General features: G+C 47.6%; 10 protein-coding genes. 2 read left to right on the plus strand and 8 right to left on the minus strand.

Annotated elements, in window-relative coordinates; translation table 11 throughout:
* The first annotated feature begins 10 nt into the window (after window positions 1–10).
* On the plus strand, window positions 11–10,048 hold the full coding sequence (locus Q1A18_RS13310) for a PKD-like domain-containing protein (protein ID WP_299581035.1): 10,038 nt from the start codon (window positions 11–13) through the stop codon (window positions 10,046–10,048).
* 300 nt (window positions 10,049–10,348) lie between these two features.
* On the opposite strand, the gene Q1A18_RS13315 is transcribed toward Q1A18_RS13310, so the two are convergent.
* The 6 genes from Q1A18_RS13315 to Q1A18_RS13340 form a co-directional block, all read right to left on the minus strand.
* Window positions 10,349–11,317: a PorP/SprF family type IX secretion system membrane protein gene (locus tag Q1A18_RS13315; protein ID WP_299581038.1), complete on the minus strand. Its 969-nt coding sequence runs from the start codon at window positions 11,315–11,317 to the stop codon at window positions 10,349–10,351.
* 23 nt (window positions 11,318–11,340) lie between these two features.
* Window positions 11,341–13,515, minus strand: a complete 2,175-nt coding sequence (locus Q1A18_RS13320; RefSeq protein ID WP_299581041.1) for an Ig-like domain-containing protein — start codon at window positions 13,513–13,515, stop codon at window positions 11,341–11,343.
* Window positions 13,516–13,888: 373 nt separating this feature from the next.
* Complete coding sequence (locus Q1A18_RS13325; RefSeq protein WP_299581044.1) at window positions 13,889–14,575, minus strand: hypothetical protein; 687 nt, start codon at window positions 14,573–14,575, stop codon at window positions 13,889–13,891.
* Window positions 14,576–14,907: 332 nt separating this feature from the next.
* On the minus strand, window positions 14,908–15,159 hold the full coding sequence (locus Q1A18_RS13330; RefSeq protein WP_299581047.1) for a hypothetical protein: 252 nt from the start codon (window positions 15,157–15,159) through the stop codon (window positions 14,908–14,910).
* A gap of 51 nt (window positions 15,160–15,210) precedes the next feature.
* Window positions 15,211–15,417 carry a hypothetical protein gene (locus Q1A18_RS13335; RefSeq protein WP_299581050.1) on the minus strand — a complete coding sequence of 69 codons (207 nt, stop codon included), beginning with the start codon at window positions 15,415–15,417 and terminating at the stop codon, window positions 15,211–15,213.
* Window positions 15,418–15,616: 199 nt separating this feature from the next.
* Window positions 15,617–16,699 (minus strand): hypothetical protein, encoded by a 1,083-nt coding sequence (locus Q1A18_RS13340; RefSeq protein WP_299581053.1) that lies wholly within the window; start codon window positions 16,697–16,699, stop codon window positions 15,617–15,619.
* Between the two features lie 57 nt (window positions 16,700–16,756).
* Between Q1A18_RS13340 and Q1A18_RS13345 the strand changes: the two genes are divergently transcribed.
* Window positions 16,757–16,879 (plus strand): hypothetical protein, encoded by a 123-nt coding sequence (locus tag Q1A18_RS13345; RefSeq protein WP_299581056.1) that lies wholly within the window; start codon window positions 16,757–16,759, stop codon window positions 16,877–16,879.
* A gap of 191 nt (window positions 16,880–17,070) precedes the next feature.
* Here the strand turns inward: Q1A18_RS13345 and Q1A18_RS13350 are convergent, their stop codons facing one another.
* Together Q1A18_RS13350 and Q1A18_RS13355 are read right to left on the minus strand one after the other, a co-directional pair.
* Entirely contained in the window at window positions 17,071–18,201 is a 1,131-nt protein-coding gene (locus Q1A18_RS13350; protein WP_299581059.1) for a hypothetical protein, read from the minus strand.
* Between the two features lie 384 nt (window positions 18,202–18,585).
* Window positions 18,586–23,496: HYR domain-containing protein (locus Q1A18_RS13355; RefSeq protein ID WP_299581062.1), on the minus strand; the 4,911-nt coding region annotated here is incomplete at its 5' end.

A 23,496-nucleotide genomic window follows, 5' to 3' on the forward strand; every position in this document is an offset into this window, starting at 1 on the left:
GTTTTTTTTAATGCCCCAGACAAATAAGATTCTTACAGCTGTATTGGGAGGAGTGCTATTGGTTTGTATGTTATTTGCGAAAGCCTCTTCTGAACTCCATTCTCCACCTAGTAGTGAAGAACCGGAAAACCTTGCTATTTCTAAAAACGAAGTTTCTGATTTTAATTCAACAACACCAACCACCAATTGGGTACAATCAACAGCTGGACAACACATCCGCTCAACAACTAACGGAGGACCATGGAACGAAGCTACCACCTGGGAGGGCGGAATTATTCCCAACGCTGATGATGTCGTAACAATTACAAGCGGAGCTAGCCTGGTTGCTGAAGATATCCTTATCCAAGCATCCTTGACGTTGGAAGATGGAGCCGCACTGGAAGTAAGAGGCAACTGGACCAACAACGGGACGTTTACAGCAGAAACCAATAGCACTGTTAGTTTTACCGGAAGTATGGATGGGGCTATTAACGGAACATCGACAACTGTCTTCAAACATCTTGTTCTCAATAAACAGGCAGCAAGCACGCTTCAAATAAATGCCCCCATCGAGCTGGAGGGAACCATTATACCTACCTCCGGGCTTATTCAGGTAAATGCGACTGGAACTATCAACTGCACCTCCAATGCGGGTTTTACCATTGAGCCAAATGCCGGACTCATCTTGAATGGTGGCACCTTTAGATCCGATGCCATCTACATCGAAAACAAAGGTTTATTCCAGGTAAGTAGCGGAACTGCAATTCTAGGCAGCACCTCCAACAATAGTCTGCTTCAAGACCATGAAGGAACGATGAACATTACCGGCGGATCTATTGACATTGCCGGAAGCCTTGATATTCGGGAAGGCAGCCTTAGTATTTCCGGCGGGATCATCAATCTCGCTAAAATTGGACACACAAACGACACAGAAGCCACCTTTCAGCTTCGTTCCGCTTCAACATTCAACATGACTGGCGGAACCCTTATCTTTTCCCAGGCTAATGACGCAAACTTTTCGGATGTTCTTATTCCGAGGGGTTCAGGATTAAAAGCCATCACCGGCGGAACATTTCAATTTGGCAATAGTCAAACGCCAGTTGCCAGCACTTTTCATTTAGAAAGTGAAATCCCTCTTTTTAACATTGCAATCAAAGAGAGAAAGCAGGGGCACACCCTCGTCCTGCTAAATCCAGATGCGATTGATGGCAATAGCCAATTTGATCCAAATGGAAATACAATTCAAATGCCTTTATCAGCTTCATTTGGCTCCATCGATTTCCCGCTGGCTGACAGCAACAGCGATCAAATTCTATTCAATATCGAAGTCAAAGGGACAATTAATTCTGATGCATTTCTTGAGGTTACAACCGATGGGGTAAAACATCCGCAAAACAAAAACACAGACAACTTTTTAAAACGGTACTGGTTCATCAAAGTCAATGGAGTAACAGACCCTTTAGTGAGTTTGACTGCCAATTATGATAATGATGACATTCAAGGGAACGAGTCAGCAATAGCGATGGGGCTATATTCTGAAGGCTCTTGGGAAAAAAGAGGAACCCTCGCCGCAAACGCTAACGCCCTTACAATTTATGATCTGCCAAGCAGTGAGTTTGCGATCTCAGGAATTACTGCAGCTCCTCCAACCGTAGTCATAACCCCTAGTGTGAATCCAATTTGCTTAGGAGAATCGACGACATTGACTGCAAACGCAACGGGAGACCCAACGCTTACTTACGAATGGAGTAATTCTTCTACCCAGGACATAATAACCGTCAATCCAGCGGTCACGACCACCTACACCGTGAAAGTAACCGATGGAAATGGTTTTTCTGCTGACGATCAAATCCAGCTTGACGTCCTCCCCTTACCAACGGTTACAATCCCGTCCAACCAAACTTATTGCAACGAAGAATTAGCATCAGAGATCGCACTAAGCGGATCGCCTGCCGGAGTGGTATTTGACATTTCAGGTGGAACTGCTATTGGTTTGGAAGACCAATCCAATGTTACCGCAATTCCGTCATTTACGGCTACCAATATTACAGCGGCTCCGATTGAGGCAACCATTACAATTACCCCTAAAGCCAAGGACTGTATCGGTCCTTCGGAAACCTTTACCATCACCGTCAATCCGACTCCCCAATTGTCTTCTCCTTTGGTTGATGACGCTTGCAGCGGAAGCCCCTTCAATTACACGCCAACCAGTAATACCGAAAACGTTGGCTTCACCTGGACACGAAAAGCTGTTACCGGTATCACGAACTCTCAGGAGGAGGTGACAAAAAGCGGAACCGGAGTGATTAATGAAACACTGATCAATCTTACTGCTGCTAATAAAACGGTAACCTATGTGATCGATATGTCGGCCAATGGTTGTACAAACACCCAGACTTTAACTGTCACAGTATTCCCTGCACCTGCCTTACTTAGTTCATTAGCACCGCCACCGGTTTGCAGCGGTTCTGTGTTCAACTACACAGCTGTACCATCAGTAAGTGGAACAGATGTAAGCTGGCACCGGAATGAGATTGAAGGGATTGCTAATGGCGAAGGACAGGCTAGCAGCAATATCATCTCTGAAACTCTGATAAACACCACAAACGCTATTATTGAAGTACCCTATACCTTTACACTATCCGCCAATGGCTGTACCGCTAGCCGGATTGTTCGGGTGCAAGTAAAGCCAACTGCTACGGTCGATCCCATAGCCGACCAGGTCTATTGTCAGGGAGATCTTGTACCGGCAACCCTGCTTACCGGAGCGGTAAGTGGTACAAGCTTCAGCTGGACCAATAACAAGACTGCTATAGGCCTGCCTTCCAGCGGATCCGGCCCTACGAGTGTTCCGTCCTTTACCGCCACCAATTCAACATCTGCTCCCATCACAGCAACCATTACCGTAATTCCAACGGCCAACGGATGCACTGGCACACCCCTTACTTACAATATCACAGTCAACCCACTACCAACAGCTACGATAACGCCATCCAATAATTCGGTTTGCTTGGGTGAAGCAGCGTCAATCACTTTTACAGGAAGCAAGGGAACAGCGCCTTACACTTTTACCTATTCGCTGAATAGTAGCCCACCACAAACGGTGCAAACCGCCAATGGGAATAGTATCAGTATTCCAATGGATACATCAACTGACGGTAGTTTCACCTACCAAATGATCAGCGTAAAGGATGCCAGCGCAAAGGCTTGTGAGCAAACCCAAAGCAGTTCAACTACCATCACAGTTAACCCGTTGCCAACCGCCAGCATATTGGGTAACCAAATCGTTTGCCAGGGAGCTGGTTCGCCGGTGATCACCTTTACCGGCGATAACGGGACAAGGCCTTATACGTTTACCTATCTCGATTACGAAGGAACCGAGAGAACCGTAAGTACAACTTCATCCAGCGATGTTGCAACAGTATCCGTACCGACCTCAATAAGTGGAGATTTCACCTATGAACTGTTGCGGGTAACCGATGCCAATACATGCGGCCAGAGTCAAAACGGGACAGCTACCGTAAGCGTAAGTCCGTTACCAACTGCCACCATCAACGGCACCACAGCCGTTTGCCAGGGGGCTGAATCGCCGACAATCACCTTTACCGGAAACGGTGGAGAGGCCCCTTACACGTTCACTTACAAAGTGAATAATGGGGTAAATCAGCAGATTGTTTCCGATGCTTCAGGCAAAGCAACAATTAATCAGTCAACTTCCGCATCCGGGATATTCAAATATGACTTGGTAGCTGTTGCCGGAAATGATGACTGTGGGCAAAACCAATCCGGCTCGGTTTCGATCACCGTAAATTCAAGCCCCGATGCCGACCTTTCAGCCAATGTCTCCGAAGTTTGTCAAAACGGAACTTCTCCAATCCTTACTTTTACCGGAACAGCAGGAACCGCACCCTTCACCTTTATCTATTCCATCAATGGTATTGAGCAAGCTCCTCTGACTACAATTTCCGGAAATAGTCGAATCGTGAATCCGCCAACAACAGTTGCCGGGGATTTCACCTATCGGTTAATTAGCGTAAAGGATGCCAGTTCGACCGCTTGCTCCCAGCCGATGACTGATGAGCTGACCATCACCGTTAAGCCTTTACCAACGGCTACAATTACTGCTTCCAGCAATTCGGGTTGCCTGAACGACACTGAACCCGTAATCACCTTCACCGGCACGGGAGGCACCGAACCATATACGTTCCGTTACCGAATAAACGGAGGGCCCATCCTTACAGAAACAACCACTTCGGGAAACACACTTAGCTTAACCATACCGACCAACACTACCGGCACTTACGTATATTCCCTCCTATCCGTTGAAAGTGACAACGGCTGCCAAACCCCATACACACTAAGCGAAACCGTTACCATTTATCCGCTGCCCACAGCCACTATTAGCGGTACAACAACCGTTTGCCAGGGAAATGCCAGCCTAATCAGCTTTACCGGCTCGGGAAGCACACCGCCCTATACCTTTACCTACACCATCAATGGAGGAGCAGAGGAAACGGTAACAACAACATCGGGAAACACGGCAACTGTCATTGCTACGAATTCAAGCGATGGCAATTTCACCTATAACCTGCTGCGTGTGCAGGGTGCCACCGGCTGTTCTCAGGTTCAAAGCGAAAATGCAACCGTTACCGTAAATCCGCTACCTACAGCTACGATAGCCGTCAGCACTCCTTCGGTTTGTCAGGATGATTCGGAACCAGTGGTTACCTTTACCAGTAGTGGTGGTACACCTCCGTACACCTTTACCTATTCGGTTGATGGCGGTACCAACCAAACAATTACGACAACAGGCAGCAATGATTTTGCCACGCTCGATGTTCCCACCAACATCCCCGGAACATTTAGCTACGAATTAGTGAGTGTGCGTGATGCCAGCTCCACGGCGTGTGAACAGCTACAAACCGGAAAGACAGAGGTGACGATCATTGAGAAACCAGTACTAAGCAGCGTACTAAGTCCGCCAGGAATATGTAGTAACACACCTTTTAATTATATCCCCACAAGTGAAACAGCAGGTACAATCTTCACATGGACTAGAGCCGAGGTGCCCGGAATCAGCAACTCGGAAGGCTTTGGGAATGACGATCCGGATGAAATTCTAGACAATACCACACTTGATCCAATTCCTGTTACTTATGTATATAACCTAACAGCCAATGGCTGTACAAATCAGCAAAACGTAACCGTCATGGTTACTCCAACTCCAACATTGACCAGTTCATGGTTTCCTCCAAACATTTGCAGTGGTTCTACCTTTTCATATACCCCTACCAGTTCTACTGGAGGTACTGCTTTTGAGTGGAGGCGCCCGGAAGTCACAGGAATCAGCAATACAGAACAATCCGGGTCCGGAAACCCCAATGAAGTTCTAATCAATACAACAGATGTCATTATTCCGGTCACCTATTACTACACGCTAATATCAAACAGCTGTGCCAATTTAGCTACCTATCCAGTTATTGTGAATGTGCTGCCGGCTCCCTCAGTCACCATTAGTCCTCAAGAACAACTCCTTATCTGCCCAGGCGAAAGTATCAACCTAACTTCTTCTTCCAGTGTGATTACAATGCCTCCAATTCTATTGGAGGAGAAATTCAATAGCTCAACCAACAACTGGGTGATAACAAATAACTCCTATGATGGCAACCCCTCAAATGCAACTTGGCGGCTACGCAATGACAAATACAGGCCTTCTCAGGGAGAGCCAAGAATATCTTCAAATGATAATAGTCAATTCTATTTATCAAATAGTGATGCACAGGGAAGCAATGGTACAACTTCAACAATATTACAGTCACCCGCTATAAATACCATGGGATATACAAGTTTAACACTAAACTTTCACCACTACTACCGCCACTACTCTGGCTCAAGTGCACAAGTTGAAGTTTCAATCGATGATGTCAACTGGACCACTGTCAACACATATACTTCTACTCAAGGCGATGCCAACGCTTTTGACCATTCCTTCATAGATCTTAAAGATTATATTAATGAGTCGACATTCTACATACGGTTTAGATACGAAGCATCATGGGGATGGTATTGGGCTATTGATAATGTAACACTTTCAGGAACCTCAGAAACTCCAACAATTACCTGGACTTCTGCCCCTACAGGAACAACCTTTATTCCTAACAGTGCCAACCAGACAGTATCTCCCAAAGAGACAACGACCTATACGGTAACTTACTCCTATCCTGGAATTGATTGTCCTGGAACCAACTCGACTACGGTGAATGTCCGACCCGAACCCCAGGTAGAGATTACCGCCAACTACTGCACCGGAAACGGGAAGATACAGTTAACAGCTACCGGTGGCTTCTCATCCTACCTCTGGAGCACCGGCGAAACGACCCAAAGTATTGAGGTGGACCTGGCCGGATACTACGAAGTGACCGTTACCGATGCCAATGGTTGTATGGGGAATGGCAATACGACGATTTCCAACAATTTGGTTGTCAATGGAGATTTTGAAGCAGGCAATACAGGCTTTACTACGGGCTATGGCTATGCCGTTGATGGAGCCGGACAAACAGAGTTGTGGGAGGAAGGATTATATGCGGTGGGAACAAATGCCAACAACTACCACTCCAATTTCTATGGAAAAGATCACACAAGTGGAAGCAGTAATTTCATGATTATTAATGGGAGCACCACCACACCTGTAAAAACAATTTGGGAACAGACAGTCACTGTAACCCCCAACACAAACTACTATTTCAGCGCTTGGGGAATGAATCTAAATCCATCGTCTCCAGCTCGTCTTCGGTTTGAAGTAAATGGCATACAAGTAGGAACCATTGCAGATTTGAATATCGCCCCTAAACCAACCAGTGATGCTCAAGTTAACCAAAACAACTGGGTAAGATTTTACAGTCAGCCGCTTTGGAACTCAGGAACAAACACCAAAGCCGTTATCCGGATTATCAACCTCAATACAGAACCAAGTGGTAACGACTTTGGGATCGACGATATTTCCTTCGGTACGCTGGATGCCACCCCCTTTGTTGCCCTGCCAACAGCCAATTCACCCTGCGAGGGCGGAACGCTGCAACTAACGGCCAATGTTACCGGAGGCAATGAACCAATCATTTACAAATGGAGCGGCCCTAATGGGTTCACCTCGACCGAAGTTAACCCATCCATCGCCAATGTAACACAAGCCCAGGCAGGAACCTACACCTTGGAATTAGTCGATTATTTCAACTGCCCCATAACCGCCCAAGTGGATGTCACTATAAACCCCATACCAATTACGACTTCTCCACAAACGACTTCCACCTGTAACGGTACAGCCTTTGATTTTATGGCTCCGGGGATGCCTGCGGGGACTACCTATACCTGGACAGCACCTACAGGTAGCGGATTCACAGGAGGATCGGAGCAAACCATTCCCCAAACATCGGTGAGCCAAACGCTGATCAATACCACCACAGCGCCGGTTACGGCGACCTACCTGGTTACCCCCACCTCAGGTCCGTGTCTGGGGAGTACGTTTACCCTCCATGTCCGCATTGACCCGGCTGCAACGGTTGATGCCGGTGAACCACAACAAGTTTGTGCAGGAGGTACCATCACGCTGAACGGCTCCATTTCCGGGGCTGCTTCCAGCGCCTCCTGGAGCGCACCAAGTGGAACCTTCTCCAATACGAACTCGTTAACATCAACTTATACGCCTTCTATCTTGAGTGGGACGGTGACGCTAACCCTGACCACCAACGACCCGACAGGCGATTGCCCTCCCATCTCGTCAACCGTTGACATTACGGTAACGGAACCTCCCCTTGTCAACCTGGTTTCTCAAACCAATATCAAATGTAAAGGCGATGCTACCGGGGCCATTGATGTGGCTGTCAACGGAGGATTACCCCCCTATTCTTATTTCTGGAATACCGGTGCAACCACCCAGGATATTGCCAATCTGACCGCTGGCACTTATACCCTGACGGTAACCGATGCCAAGGGTTGTACCGACCAGCTTTCGGTTACGATAACCGAGCCGGATCAGGCACTCAGGGCCACAATCTCGGATGTGATCAACGAAACCTGCGTGGAAACTTATAACGGAAAAGCGACTGTGACCGCTTCGGGAGGCACTGGCAACTACACCTACTCGTGGAACACCTCGCCCGTACAAAACACCCCAACAGCAACACTACTGGCCTCGGGCACCTACACGGTAACTGTTGCGGATGAGAACGGCTGTACTGTAACTGCTGATGTGACTATTACCATTGAAGTCAATACACCTCCGGAGATTACCTGTCCAGCCGGCTTTGACGTGGAGGGATGCAGCATTCCGGCTACCATTAGCGGGCTGCTCTACAGCGAAACAACAGTTGAAATTACCGAGGCCGAATTCACTGCCACCGGAGCCAGTGCGGTTGACAATTGCGGCATCACCCATTATTATTATGCCGATACCCAAAGTGGCACCTGCCCGATTGAAGTGATTCGCACCTTTACCGTAGAAGACCTAGGTGGCTTAACTGCTGTTTGCACTCAGCGAATAACATTCGATGACAATACCGCCCCAGTCTGGACAACTGCTGCCGATGCACTGAACCGGACAGTGAATTGTGATGATCAGGCCGGATTAGATGCAGCACAAGCTTTATTCCCGGTTGCTGATGACAACTGCGACACCGATGTGACAAATAGTATCAAAATCAGCGGATCTTTTACACCTGGAAGCTGCCCCCAATCCGGCACCTATACCAACACCTGGACCGTGACTGATGCCTGTGGTAATGTTTCCGATCTCTACACCCAAACCATCACCATTGTAGATACAGAAGCGCCTACCTGGGCAACCACGACAGGTGCATTGGATCAAACCATTTCGTGCAACGATCCGGCAGCACTGGCCGCAGCTCAGGCCTTGTTTCCAACGGCTGTAGACAATTGCGATGGCAACGTGACAAATCTTGTCAAAACCACCGGTACCTTAACGGCTGGTTCATGCCCCAATACCGGCACGATTACCAACAGCTGGACGGTAAGCGATGACTGCGGAAACACCAGCACTGCGTTCACGCAAGTAATTACTGTTGAAGACACCGAAGCTCCCGTATGGCAATCGTATGAAGGAGAACTGGACGCAATTGTTGAATGCAATGATGCAGCTGGACTGGCAGCTGCTACCAGCCGGGAGCCCCTAGCCTCAGACGACTGTGGTTTAGATCCAAATACACTGCTTAGAACCTACACGGTTGCAAACGGAGATTGTCCGCAATCCAAAGTCCACACAATCACCTGGACGATCAGCGACCTGTGCGGGAATACGAGTGACACCTACACCCAAACTGTTACAGAAGTAGATCGCACTTCTCCAACCATCGTGTCCCCGGCTTCTACCGCTATCGAGTGCGGTGATTCGCCCCACCCTGACGACACCGGATGGCCTTATGTATTTGACAATTGCTCAGAGGAAGATAACATTACCCTGACATATTCTGATGAGCGCACACCGGGCAGCTGTGATGGCAACTACACTATTGTCCGTACCTGGACCGCTACCGATGAGTGTGGTAATGAAGCGACCAATACGCAAACCATCACCGCTCAGGATGTAACTGCTCCTGTCATTGGCAATCTGCAAGCAATGACAGCATGTGTCGAAAATATTCAAAAGGCCGTTTACAATCCAGAAACCAACGATATTGTACCAATCCGACCCGACTGGTACAATTTTATCAGCGGGGACACCCGCCTGGATATTAACTTCGATGACAGCCATGAAGTAAGTGACAATTGTGCCAGCTCTACAAATTATAGCATTCGCTGGCGCATTGATTTTGCGCCAACCCCCGACCCGACTGACTTGGAAGCCCCTTACACCTATGTAACACAGGCTCCAATTACCGGTATCGGCCAGCCCTCTAACTACGGCAGCAATATCCGTTTTTATGGTGACGGCGTAACGTTTCAAAATGTCATCCACACCATCACTTATTGGATTAAGGATTGTGCCGGCAATGAGTCAGCTCCCCAAACACGGGAGATCATCATCACTCCCAGACCCCAAATCATCAAAATGAATTAATAAAGTACTTCAGAATTTTCGGATAATAAAAAGTACAAAGTTCATAAGCTCATGTGCTCTGTTCGTTGCGATGCTTTCCGTCTTGGCGGTTAAGCAGACTGTTGTCAGTTTTCAGTTGTCGGTCCTATGAAATACGCACTCCGCAAATTTCACAGGATAAATTATCAGTTGACAGTTCGTGCGATCGTGTGTTCCTGGGTTCGTGCCTTCGTGAGCGCCTTCTGCCTTTAACCTTTATCCTTGTTCCCTTTAACCTTGCATCTCCTTCTTCCCATGCTCTTCGCCCTCTGCTCTCGCCTCCTAGAAATACCGTTTCTTGGTGTAGGGACGCCGGTAGAAATCATACTCGTAAATCATTCGGAGTTCATGGGTTCCGTAGTGGTATTTGCTGAATTCCTGCGACAACGAATAGTCAAAGGCGTACCCGATTTTTAGGTTGCGCATCACTTCCAGCTGCAATACGCCGGCTACGGTGTGCGTAGTTCGGTAAATGGCTCCAAGCCAGAGTTTATCGTACAGCATAATGTTGGCCGAAAGGTCCATCTGCACCGGAGCGTTGATGGCCCCTTTCACCATGATGGTGGGTTTGAAGCGAATCTGGCGCTGGGTGCCAAACAGATAACCTCCAATTAAGTAAGCGTACTGCACATCGGCCAGGGAGGAATAATTGGTACGATTAGCCTGGAAGCTGTTGGCAATAATCTGTGGAATAGACAAACTGATGAAGTAGTCCTTGGTATAAACCATTGCACCAATTCCCCAGGTAGGCATCAGCCGGATATCCACATCATTCAGGAACATGGGGTCTTCAATGCCATCGGGGTATAACTCGTATTTGGTCAGGAGGTTGTCGTAATTCACAATTCCCGCTTTTAGTCCCAGGCGCAAGTTGGTTTTCCAGTCCAACCGTACCTGATACACATAGTCAGCCGTAATGGTGAGCTTCTTCTCGTAAGCCAGCCGGTCATCAATAATATCCAGACCAATGGCATTGTTTTCATTTTTGATGGGTTTGTAGAACATGATCGACCGGGTGAGCGGGGCACGATCGTGTCCTACATAGTATTGACGGGTAAATACCTGCATTCCTACCTTGTCCCACATACCCGCATAGGCCGGGTTTACGGTTTGGATACTGTTCATGTATTGGGTAAAGATGGGGTCGGATTGCGAAAACGAAGGCACAGCCCACAGCACGGCCAGTATCAACAGGATAAGCATCCGTGCTAATGGTTGGTGCGTTGTTGGATATGTTATGCTTCGTTTCATCTTGCTCACGATATTAATCAATTTTAGTAAGATAGCATGACCGTTCCGCTATCCTTGTTTCCGTCTCCCCGAACCAGCACATACAAATAGTTGCCCGGCCGCAGCTTCTGCTGATCCAATCCACCATCGTTGGTGCGTGTACCATCCCACCAGGCTTTCTCGAAGCTATCCCAGTAATCCAGGTTTCCGTAATGCTCGTGCTCGTACAATTTTTTACCCCAGCGGTCAAAAATCAGCAGTTTGGCATTCGGGTACTTCTCAATACAGAAAATCTGGAAGTAGTCGTGGATGCCGTCACCATTGGGCGAGAAGGCATCAGGAATGAACATGACGCAGTCAGCATTAATATCAAGGTACTCCGGATGTCCGTCGCCATCCAGGTCATCATCGTAATAAATACCGTTCAGGTTCAAGTCCTCGAATTTGGTTGGGATACCATCAGCGTCATCATCGGTATCGCGCCAGTCAGGAATACCATCTCCGTCAAAGTCCTGCAAGTGCGGGTTCGATCCGTACGGACTATCCGGGCTGTTGTAGTCGACGCCTCCGTAGAAGCTGTCGTAACCATCATCCAGTCCGTCCCGGTCAATGTCGGAGTGGTGTGGATCAACCTCAGCGATTCCCTTGGCACCAATGTCATAACCTTCAATATAATCGGGCACATTGTCGTTGTCTGAGTCAGTATCTTTGTAATCCGGAATACCATCCTTGTCTGTATCGATTGGATCCAATCCCAGGCGGCCATCGGTTTCATAAATATCATCCAGTCCATTGCCATTTTCATCCACGCCGGAAGGAGGTACGTACGGATAGAACTCCTGCGCTTCAATATTATCCGGAATACCATCGCCATCCGCATCAATGTCGAGGTAATCGGGAATACCATCGCCATCGGTATCCACCGAATCATCGCCTTCTACCCAGTCTACAATACCATCGTCGTCCTTATCTATGTCGATGTTATCAGGTACGCCGTCGCAGTCGGTATCCAGTTCCACGGTAATGTAAACCATGGCCTGGTCGCATAGGGTGAGGATATGGTCGTCGCAAACCCCATAGCTGAAACTGTCGGTAAAGGCGGTGCCGCGAGTAAATTCGTACAGGAAGGTTCCATCTTCATACAGCGTTACTGTTCCATTCACGGGTTGTGTGATTGGCGTGGTGTTAATGACCAGCTGGTCGCCGTCCGGATCGTAGTCATTTTGCAGCAGATCACCAAAAATACTTTCGCAGGCCCCCACAAACCGATCCACATCAGCAATAGGCGCCTGGTTGGGCGAAGCAATGGAGATGCTCACCACAGCCTCGTCGTAAAGCGGTTCGCAAGGGTCGGTGTCGTAAATGCGGTAGGTAAACTGGTCGTCTCCTACGTAGCCGGTCTCCGGAATATAGGTAATGGTGTGGTCGTCATTCACCAGCCAGGTTCCGTGTGCGGGTTCGGCGGTTACCTGCAAGCTTGTGCCGTCCAGGCTGCCTTCCGGATCCGAGTCGTTGGCCAGTACATCAATCATGACTTCTGTGGCGTGCTCTGTTGAAGCCTGATCAGCCATAGCTACCGGAGGCAGGTTTTGAGGCAGAATTGTGATGGTGATGTCATTCATGCGTGAAGGACAGGTACTTGCCAGTCCCATAGCACTTAAAGTTAACCGTACGCTTCCTCTTTGCAAGTCGTTAGGGCCTGGGGTGTAGCCCGGATTCAGTATCGTGGCATCGGTGAATGTACCATCGCCCGAGGTGTTCCATTGCAGGCTGCTGTAATGGCTGGCCGTGGCATTGCTTAGTTCAATGGTTTCATTTGGACAAGCCGTGAGGTCTTCTCCGGCATTCGCCAGAGGAATCGGAAAGACTTCGATGGTTCCCAGCTCATGATCCTGACAAGTAAAGATGCTGGTTTGCTGAACCCACAGGCTGTAAATACCGGGAGCCACGTTCCAGTCGATCGAGACCTCGCTGCCATAAACGGGGCTGCCATCCTGTGCTTTATCGGCAAAGCCGGTTCCTGACGGATTGCTCAATGGCTGATTGGTGCCATCCGCAGCAGTTAGTTGCCATTCCCAGGTAGAACCTTCTTCTCCTTCGATACGGTAGGTTCGTTCGGCTCCAATACATACTTCATCAATGACATAGCTTCCCTGGGCCATTACCTGGACGGTAGCAGTCAGCATCAGCAGCATTAGTATGTATTTCAGCCTGTTCATATTTAGTTATCAGTTATCAGTTCACAGTTGTCAGTTGTCGTGCCTTTGTGTTTTCGTGTCTTCATTATCAGTCTTCAGTTGTCAATTATCAGATACTCGGATTTCCAGCTACTCACGACTCTTTCAATCCCTCAATCCTTCTCGCTTCTCCCTGTCTTTCCTTCTGCCTGTTTTTCTTCTCGCTCTTCATACCTTTATTATCAGTTGTCAGTTATCAATTCACAGTTTCCCAAATTCTCGCACTCTCCTATTCTCACACTCTCTCCTTCTTACTTCTGCCTTCTCCCTTTATCCTTTATCCTTTATCCTTTATCCTTTAACCTTTCTCCTTCTTCCTATTGTCTTCGTGCCCTCGTGCCTTCGTTCTTCCGTCTTACTGCGTTACCCGATAAATTTTTGAATTCACTGGCAATGGATGCACCGTTAAAGTGACACTTTCCGATGGATCCAGGTTATTGCCATACTTGTCTTTAAGTCCGGTAACCCGGTAAATGGTTGTTTCAGTCGGGTTAACTTGAATATCGAACGGATTCGAATCATTTTCGCCTACCGTGTAGGTTAAAACATCCGTGACATCGCCGGCTTCGTTTGTTGCTTCAAGTGTAATCTCCCAAACCGGTGTTCCGGTTAAGGTAACGGAGATAAAGCCGGCATCGCCAATACAGATTTCGTTGGTTGCCAGCTCGGCGGTTGGCAGCGCTTCCAGCACTTCAATCCGCCCCACTTTCAGGTTGTTGGTACAGCCTTCCTCATCCACCGCCAGTACGCGGTAGAAATAGATACCGGGTTTAAGCCAGGTAACATTTACGGTTGGCCCGGTGTTGCCTGCTACAAAGAACGCTTCGGAGTCAAACGCATTGCCGTCCACTGTCGCAAAGTTGACACTCGGATCGTTATACAAATCCCAGGTGTAGCTGTCGCCAGCCTGTTGTTCGATACTCAGTTCCGTGGTTTCGCCTTGATATACCGTACGCATCTGGGCCGTAGCAGAAGCCACAGTCAGCATCACCGGCAAGAGTGCCAGCGCCAGACGGATTATATGGTACATCAATCGTTTCACGTCAATCAGTTGTCAATTGTCAGTTATCGGTTTACAGTTATCAGTTGACAGTTCTGCCTTGCCCATTTCTCCTCCTTGTTGAGGAGGAGTCCCCGAGTGTGCGAGGGGGAGGTGGTGAACTGTTGTTTTTCTTTGACCATTTTTCAATTTTTATTCAGATTTTCAGATGCTCGGACCTTCTCACTTCTCGCTAATCATATCCTTCCTCCATGTTCCATAATTTCTGATTCTTGGATTCTCGCGACTCACGACTCGTAACTCACGACTCTTTCCTCCTGTCATGCCTTCCTGCCTTCGTGTGTTCGTGCCTTCGTATAAAGTCCTTCTATCCTTCACACTACTGCCTTCTGCCTGCCTCGCCTTCTCCCCTTCAACCATTCCTCTCCTGTTCGGTAGCCAGCGGTGCTGGTCCGGGAATGGGATGGCGGGTGATTGCTGTCCGGCAGATGGTCTGCCACGGGTTCGCGTGTGCGCGGTTTGCCCCGAATGTGCGCCCAACCGGTTGGCGGCCGAAAGACAGGCGGCCCATCTTTGTTCGAAGCTCCGGTGTTCCGTGCCGGAGGCCTGGCTCCTAAAGGTTTCATAGGCATTTGTTTTTCATTTTAAATCAGTTATCAGTTTAGAGTTCACAGTTGTCAGATATCAGATACTCGTAACTCACGACTCTTTCCTCCAGTCGTGCCTTCGTATAAAGTTCTTCTATCCTTTTCACTTCTTCCATGTTCTTTCTCACGGGATTCGGATTCCTTTTGACGCCTGAGCCATTCCTTCCCATACTTTTCCTGTTCCTTAACATCAAATTCCTGTTCCTTGTCACAGTTCTTTGGTTCCTTACGACTCATGTTGTCCTCCTTTCCTTGATACGTATACTCCTTCTATCCATCAATCCGTCTATCTTTCTCACTACTCACTACTCACTACTCACAATCCTTCAATCTTTTTGCCTTTTCATTTTCCACCCCAGGGTCTCTGCCCCGATCCTAAGGCGGACCGGGACGAGATATCTTGGTTATGAAAAAGCACTATAAAAACAGATCCCTCCTAGTTTGTTTCGTTACCCGGAACAAGCGGAGTAGGAGCAACTTCTTGTACATCCGGACGTGGAGTCAGCGTTTGCGTAGCCGCATCCATACCATCATTCAGAGTTCCAGGATTACATAACGGACCTGCATCAGCAAGGTTGTTGTTTTCAATATCCCAGTCACCGACTGAATTGACACCATCTACTGTAAGCGTAATATCCTCTGCAACTAAACCTTCATAGGTATTGTTGGAAATCGTAACCCGCACATAAATGGAAACCCCGTTCGTTGTACTTCCCTCGTTGGTAGTAACATTTACCGTACTTTCTACACCTGAGGTTGCCACATTGGGAGCATTAAAATTCAAATCATAGTCCCATTCAATGGTTGCCGTTTGGCCAGTGCCCAGTGCCGACAGGGTAAAAGTTGGTACCCAGTGCCCGGTAAAGTTGGCCGCAACAACTTCAAAATACAGCACCTGTGTACCAAAGTCGTATTCGATCCCCCCCGTTGCCGGATTATAAGTTGCCCCGCGCACCTCATCGAAACAAGTCTCAGCATCGGTATCATAATCCAGTGATGTTGTACCATCAGCAGGATCAATGTTCTTGATATCCACGATGAAAGCCTTAATTGGCTGGATAGCCCAGGCTTCAAAATTATTGGTACAAGTACCCTGCTGATTCACCGCTACAAAGATGGGGGTCGCAGCGGTGGCCTTGGCTAAGGTGGCATCCGACCAGGTAATCTGAACATTGTCGGCAGCATTGGCCACACCGTAGTTGGCACTGGTGGCGATCAAGTCAGTCCCTGTTGGAGTCGTTTGTGGCGAAGTAAACATGGTTGCAATATTCGTCGTGGTTACTCCTGCCGCATCAGTGGATATGAAGCTCATATCCTGGGTCGACCAAAAGGTATAATCCCCCGTTTGGTTTGAGGTGGCCTGATAGGTGTACTCTTTCCCCGCAATGGGGCTTAGTGGCCCATCTGTACAGACGATACCTCGTGTAGCACTACCGGCTACTGCCTGCCCAAGTGCATCATTCACACCGGCCAACAGTGCCAGTGCCAAAAAAGTCTGAATTAAAAATTGCTTTTTCATAATGAATCGTTTTTAATTTTTAAGAAAAAAAGTCATGTCAATAATCGTTGCATAATCATGCGTAAAATTTTAGTTCGTGTGTATGGTATTCAAATCATTGTCTTATTTAACAAGTTCGATCAGTCGTCCAATCAGGACTCGTTCCTATTACTGGCCTTCTACCAGCTTCTTTTCAGCTGACACCTTCAGTTGGCGTATCCTCCCGGATGCCCCAAAGTCCTAAGCGTGTTTCAACCACAAAGATCGCAACAGTCTAAAAAGCTTCTTTGTTGCTTTTGCCTTTCCATTTTTACCGAAGCCTCTGCCCCGGCCCCCTAAAGGACCGGAGCGAGGATATCTTGATTTATGAAAAAGCAAAACCTATTAAATCATTAGTCACCATTCGGAGTTTTATCTTCAAATGGAGTAGGATCTACCTCGTCAATATCAGGTCGTGCAGTAATCGTATAGTCCGCGTTATCAGAAGTTAAATCACTTTCGCACGCAACATTAGCGTCGTTAAGCTCTTCCAGATCGGGATACTCTCCGTCATAAGCACTGGTCGCAGGGTTAATCATTTCACCATTCACAACCAGGTTAATTGTTTCATCGGTAAGAGTTTCAGTTGTAGAGCCATGATCAACCTGTACCCTAACGACAATACAAGCCCCATCCTGACCTACAAATCCATCTACAGACCCTCCAATACCCGTTGTCTCGTCATAATGTGATGCCTCGACTTGGGCTGTTCCGTCTGTTGCACGCCAAGTTCCTCCTGTAGTAGCTTCATCAGGATAAGCCCATTCCGGAGTCCCCAAAGTACTATTAGCATCTGTTGATGTTGCAATGAAATTATCAGGCATCCATGAAGTCTGCCAGTTTGCGGCATTAACGGTAAAGAAGACGTAGTTGGTACCATATGTGACGGTCAACAAGTCATTAGCAGCATCGTATGTTGCATCTTGAACCGGAGCGACACATTCTGTTGCACCTATTGTACCATCATCAAGTAACCCCGCGATGTCAAGCGTAAATGAGTATTGAGGTACAATACGATATACTTCAATATTATCAGTACACCCGGCTGCATCAACGGCATAAGCGACCAGCAGTACCGTATTTGTCGCAGCGTCGAAAGATTTCCAAGTCAAAGTGACTGATGCACTCGTATTGGCAGGATCGTTATAACTGGCATCTGAGCTTAGAAGATAATTACCTGACGCATCACCGAGATCAATTTGCCCGGTGAACGTTTCCTGCCCTGTCATAATATTAGTATCATCTGTAACAAACCAATGGATAGATTCGGATGAACTAACGGTGATTTCATAAGTATATGGCACACCAGCGACCGGGGATAACTCGTCAGTAGTTGAAAGACAGGTAAGCGGAATAGCTGGAGTACATGTAGGTGCTGCGTCAAGATAGTCCTCTTCTGTATTCAACACCAACTGCCCAAAAGAATTAGTTCCGGCAAAAACTGCCAGCACCAAAAAGGTTAGAAATAAAATTTGCTTTTTCATCGTATCAAAATTTAAAATGAATACTAAGTTTTACGATCTAATTGTTTGTTAATTTGTGTGTTTTTCATTCGTGAAAATGTTTATTAATCCCGGGAAAACGCCTTGCGGCCGATCCCGTCGGATGTTTGGTTCATTAATTTTTCTTGCCCTCTGAAATTCCAAAAAGAAATCGTTCGTTAGGCCAAGCTAACTTCCCAACCTGGTTGGGAAGTTAGCTTCTGGTTTACCGGTCCGGATCTGGTTTTCTGTCTTCGGCCTTGGCCATCAAGCCGGGTCCTAAGCGGCTTGATGGTCGGGTGGTCTCTGGTTGTGAAAGAGACGGGCAGAAAACCGAAATCCTTTTCGGCGAATTCATTCATTGGTTTTATCTCATAAGCACTCGTTTTAGTTCATTTTTATAATTTTAGGTCTAGGTGTTATCGTAATATTTTGAGTTTGGGTTTCCGATACATTACCGTTGCAATCTTCCACCCAATAGCTTATCGTATGCACAATTGTTGTAAAGGTCACCCCATCGCCCCACAGCAGGATCTCGCTTCCGTAAGCTGAAGGTTGCCCGGTTCCGCTAATGGAAAGATGACTAACCGGAGTTCCGTCAATTGGATCAGGCGTATCGGCAAAGTCAATGCGCCAGTATATCGTCAGGTCATCCGAATCACAACAATTATCCGCCAGATCCTGCACATCCAGGAACGTTTCGCCCGCAAGCATGGTCCGGTAATCCACCGGCGATTTTTCCAGGTTCGGATCCTTATGATTGTAAACCGGAATTGGGTTAGCTTCGTCATAAATCGCCCAGTGCAACCGATCCACACAATTCTCGTAAGGCTGTGATGTGAAGGTGGGCGCAATAAGATCCGGCTCGACGCTAAATGTTGATGTACAGCTTTCCGTAGCACACAAATCATTCACCGTATAGGTAAAAGTCAAATCTGCTCCGTTGTCGTAAGCATCAGCCGGAAGCGCCGGCATGGATGCTAGATTATCCATAGGACTGCACCCCCCAGCGAAGCCGAAACCGGCAACCCAAGCATTGTATGCTGTTTCAATATTTGTTTGGGTTTCGCAGGCGGGGATGTTAACCGGCGCAGGGCAGGTAAAGGTAATCGCATCAGCTGCCGTGAGCGTAAATGTTGCCGATGTGTTGATGGTCTCACACAAGTCAGTGATCGTCCAGTTTATGCTTACACTACCGCCATCGCATAGCGTGATGCTTTGTGCTACATAGTCGTGAGCAACCTGTGGATCACAGCCATTGCCAATGCTGTTGGTCAGCGTGGTAGTCTGAGTGTCAACCCAATTTGAAATGGCCTGGTCAAGAGCCGACTGATCGGCGAAGTCGCAGGCATCGACCGTTAAGCCGGATGGTTCGTTAAAGGTGACCGCTGGTGCGTTTAATGTCATCGTCTGAACACAGCTACTTGAATTATTACACAAATCAACAACCGTAAAGGTCCTGGTCACCACTGTTGGACAAGGGCCACTTTGGCTGTCCTGATAACTCAACGATTGAATACCACAATTATCAGATGCCGTTCCACCCACCGTAATAAATGCATCTATGTCAATTGGTTGCGGTATCGATGAAAATGCAAAGCCACTCAAGGCTTCCAGTCCTGAAACATCACAGGTAATATCGTTCATGTTGCCCGGACAACTGATGGTCGGAAGTTCTGTATCATCTATTGTAATGGTTTGTGTAACCAGGATTTGGTTATCACAATCATCCGTTACGCTGTACGTCCGGATGATCGTTTCCGGACATGTTTGGTTATCCGACACATCGCTTACCCAAGCCACAACCGGATTAGCCGTACAGTTGTCGGCTTCATCGGTAACAACCGTAATATCAACAGCAGGTACATCGCCGGCACATTCAACAGTAACTGGTGCCGGGTTGCTGGCTGTTGGATTAGTGATATCGTCAATGGTAATGGTCTGCGTAACGTTAATTGAGTTTCCGCAGTCATCCGTTACACTATAGGTCCGGGTAATCGTTTCCGGACATCTTTGGTTATCCGACACATCGCTTACCCAAGCCACAACCGGATTAGCAGTACAGTTGTCGGCTTCATCGGTAACAACCGTAATATCAACAGCAGGTACATCACCGGCACATTCAACAGTGACTGGTGCCGGGTTGCTGGCTGTTGGATTAGTGGTATCGTCAATAGTAATGGTCTGATTAACGTTAATTGAGTTTCCGCAGTCATCCGTCACGCTGTACGTCCGGGTAATCGTTTCCGGACATCTTTGGTTATCCGACACATCGCTTACCCAAGCCACAACCGGATTAGCAGTACAGTTGTCGGCTTCATCGGTAACAACCGTAATATCAACAGCAGGTACATCGCCGGCACATTCAACAGTAACTGGTGCCGGGTTGCTGGCTGTTGGATTAGTGATATCGTCAATGGTAATGGTCTGCGTAACGTTAATTGAGTTTCCGCAGTCATCCGTTACACTATAGGTCCGGGTAATCGTTTCCGGACATCTTTGGTTATCCGACACATCGCTTACCCAAGCCACAACCGGATTAGCAGTACAGTTGTCGGCTTCATCGGTAACAACCGTAATATCAACAGCAGGTACATCACCGGCACATTCAACAGTAACTGGTGCCGGGTTGCTGGCTGTTGGATTAGTGGTATCGTCAATAGTAATGGTCTGATTAACGTTAATTGAGTTTCCGCAGTCATCCGTCACGCTGTACGTCCGGGTAATCGTTTCCGGACATCTTTGGTTATCCGACACATCGCTTACCCAAGCCACAACCGGGTTAGCGGTGCAGTTGTCGGCTTCGTCGGTAACAACCGCAATATCAACAGCAGGTACATCGCCGGCACATTCAACAGTAACTGGTGCCGGGTTGCTGGCTGTTGGATTAGTAGTATCGTCAATGATAATGGTCTGTGTAACGTTAATTGAGTTTCCGCAGTCATCCGTTAGACTATAGGTTCGGGTGATCGTTTCCGGACATGTTTGGTTATCCGACACATCACCTACCCAAGCCACAACCGGATTAGCGGTGCAGTTGTCGGCTTCATCGGTAACAACCGTAATATCAACAGCAGGTACATCACCGGCACATTCAACAGTAACTGGTGCCGGGTTGCTGGCTGTCGGATTGGTAGTATCGTCAATGGTAATGGTCTGCGTAACGTTAATTGAGTTTCCGCAGTCATCCGTTACACTATAGGTCCGGGTAATCGTTTCCGGACATCTTTGGTTATCCGACACATCGCTTACCCAAGCCACAACCGGGTTAGCAGTACAGTTGTCGGCTTCATCGGTAACAACCGCAATATCAACAGCAGGTACATCGCCGGCACATTCAACAGTGACTGGTGCCGGGTTGCTGGCTGTCGGATTGGTAGTATCGTCAATCGTAATGGATTGAGTCACCTGCGTGCTATTATCACAATCGTCGGTTACGGTGAAGGTGCGCTCAACAACAACAGGACATATACCTGTAGGAGTTCCATCAAAGTAAGTAATTGACTTAATATTGCAGTTATCAGAAGCATCTCCGCCTTCTGCCTGAAACTGAGCCAGGTTGATGGTTACTTCGCTAACACTATAGGACAATGCAGATGTTCCGTCTGCTGTTATATCCGCCTCATCGCAGCCTTCCAGAGTAATCGCGGTTGGAGGCGTCACAGTTGGGGGCGTCGTATCATCAATCCTTATCTCCTGATCACAACTTGCGCTGTTTCCACTGACATCATAAACCGTCCAGGTTCGGATAACAACGATCGGACAGCTACCGTTCACCACATCAATATATTCAACCGCATCAATCGCACAATTGTCGGTAGCTGTGCCCTGATTTGTTGCATTGGTAAATTCAGCATAAGATGAACTTGCTGTCGTCGTTGAAATAGCAGGTCCCGTAATGACATCGGTATCACAACTTTCAAGGTTACGTACAGTACTCGACACAACGGGTGGTTCTATATCTGTTACATTGACCTGATGTGAACATTCATCGAAGCCCGAAATATTCTGCGCACGCCATATAATGATTGATGTCCCAGGTTCAAAAGCATAATCAGGAATTGCAGGCGGCCCTGGATTAGCAGCACTTCCAACAAAAGGACTACTACTATTCGTAGCACCGACTGAACCATCCGGATCAAAAATAGTCCAGGTCCAGGTTATGGGTTGAATACCTTCCTGAAGCGTTGGCAATCCAAAATTGTCGGAGCTTCTGGTTGCTGTACAGACATTCGGATCGGTGTTTGTCGGATAATCCGCAGGACAGTTAATAACCGGCGGACCGGTTACGGTAACCGTGAAAGAGCATTCGTCTGTCAATCCGGAAGAATCAGTAATCTTATAGCTTATCGTGGTAACACCAATAAAATATCTCCTTGGATTTGGCAGAATATTGATTCCGGTATTTGCACTGGTGTAGGTTGTTCCATCCGGTTCAACCAATGTCCATTCCAAAACTGGATTCGGACAGTTATCCCCGAAAGTTGGATCAGCGACAGTAATATCCTCTTTGTATGGAAGGTTAAAATCAGCCTGATAAGTATACGGATCAGGGCATTCAACATACGGTGGAAGATCCGTAACCTCTATGTTAATATCGCAGGTATACACATTATCCGAAGCATCAACAATGGTCCAGCTTACCGTATGTGTACCTACCTCAAATCGTTCAGTTAATGCTTGCAGGGTTGTAACCGTTCCTACCGCAGCAGGCGGAGTAACCGAAACCGAAGCGCCTCCATCAATCTGGTAAGAAACAGTGAAGCTTTCCACACAGAAATTGTCGATTACCGGAGCTGGTACCGTTACCTCGGCATCGCATAAACCAGCTTCGGCAGAAACACTGATGGTTGATGCTGCGGCATCAGGACAAATAACTTCAAAACGAGGATCATCAATGTTTTTAATCCATACCTGGAAGCTGCAATCGTTCTGGTTACCCGAAGCATCGGTAACAATATACCGCACCTGGGTTTTTCCTACCGGGAACGCATAACCACTGGCCGAACCAGCTATGATAGCACTTGTTGTTCCATCCTCAAACGTTAACTGATAACTTAAGCTTGGATCAGGGCAATTATCGTAGAATTCAGGTTCAGCAATTTCATCGCTTACCATATCACAACCACCATCGGTAATTTCATCTTCCACATCCGGAGGACAGGTAATGGTTGGCAACTGATCATCAATTACAGCAATATTAATATCGCAGGTATACACATTATCCGAAGCATCAACAATGGTCCAGCTTACCGTATGTGTACCTACCTCAAATCGTTCAGTTAATGCTTGCAGGGT

Source organism: uncultured Sunxiuqinia sp., from assembly GCF_947495665.1.
In the GTDB taxonomy this organism is placed as follows: domain Bacteria; phylum Bacteroidota; class Bacteroidia; order Bacteroidales; family Prolixibacteraceae; genus Sunxiuqinia; species Sunxiuqinia rutila.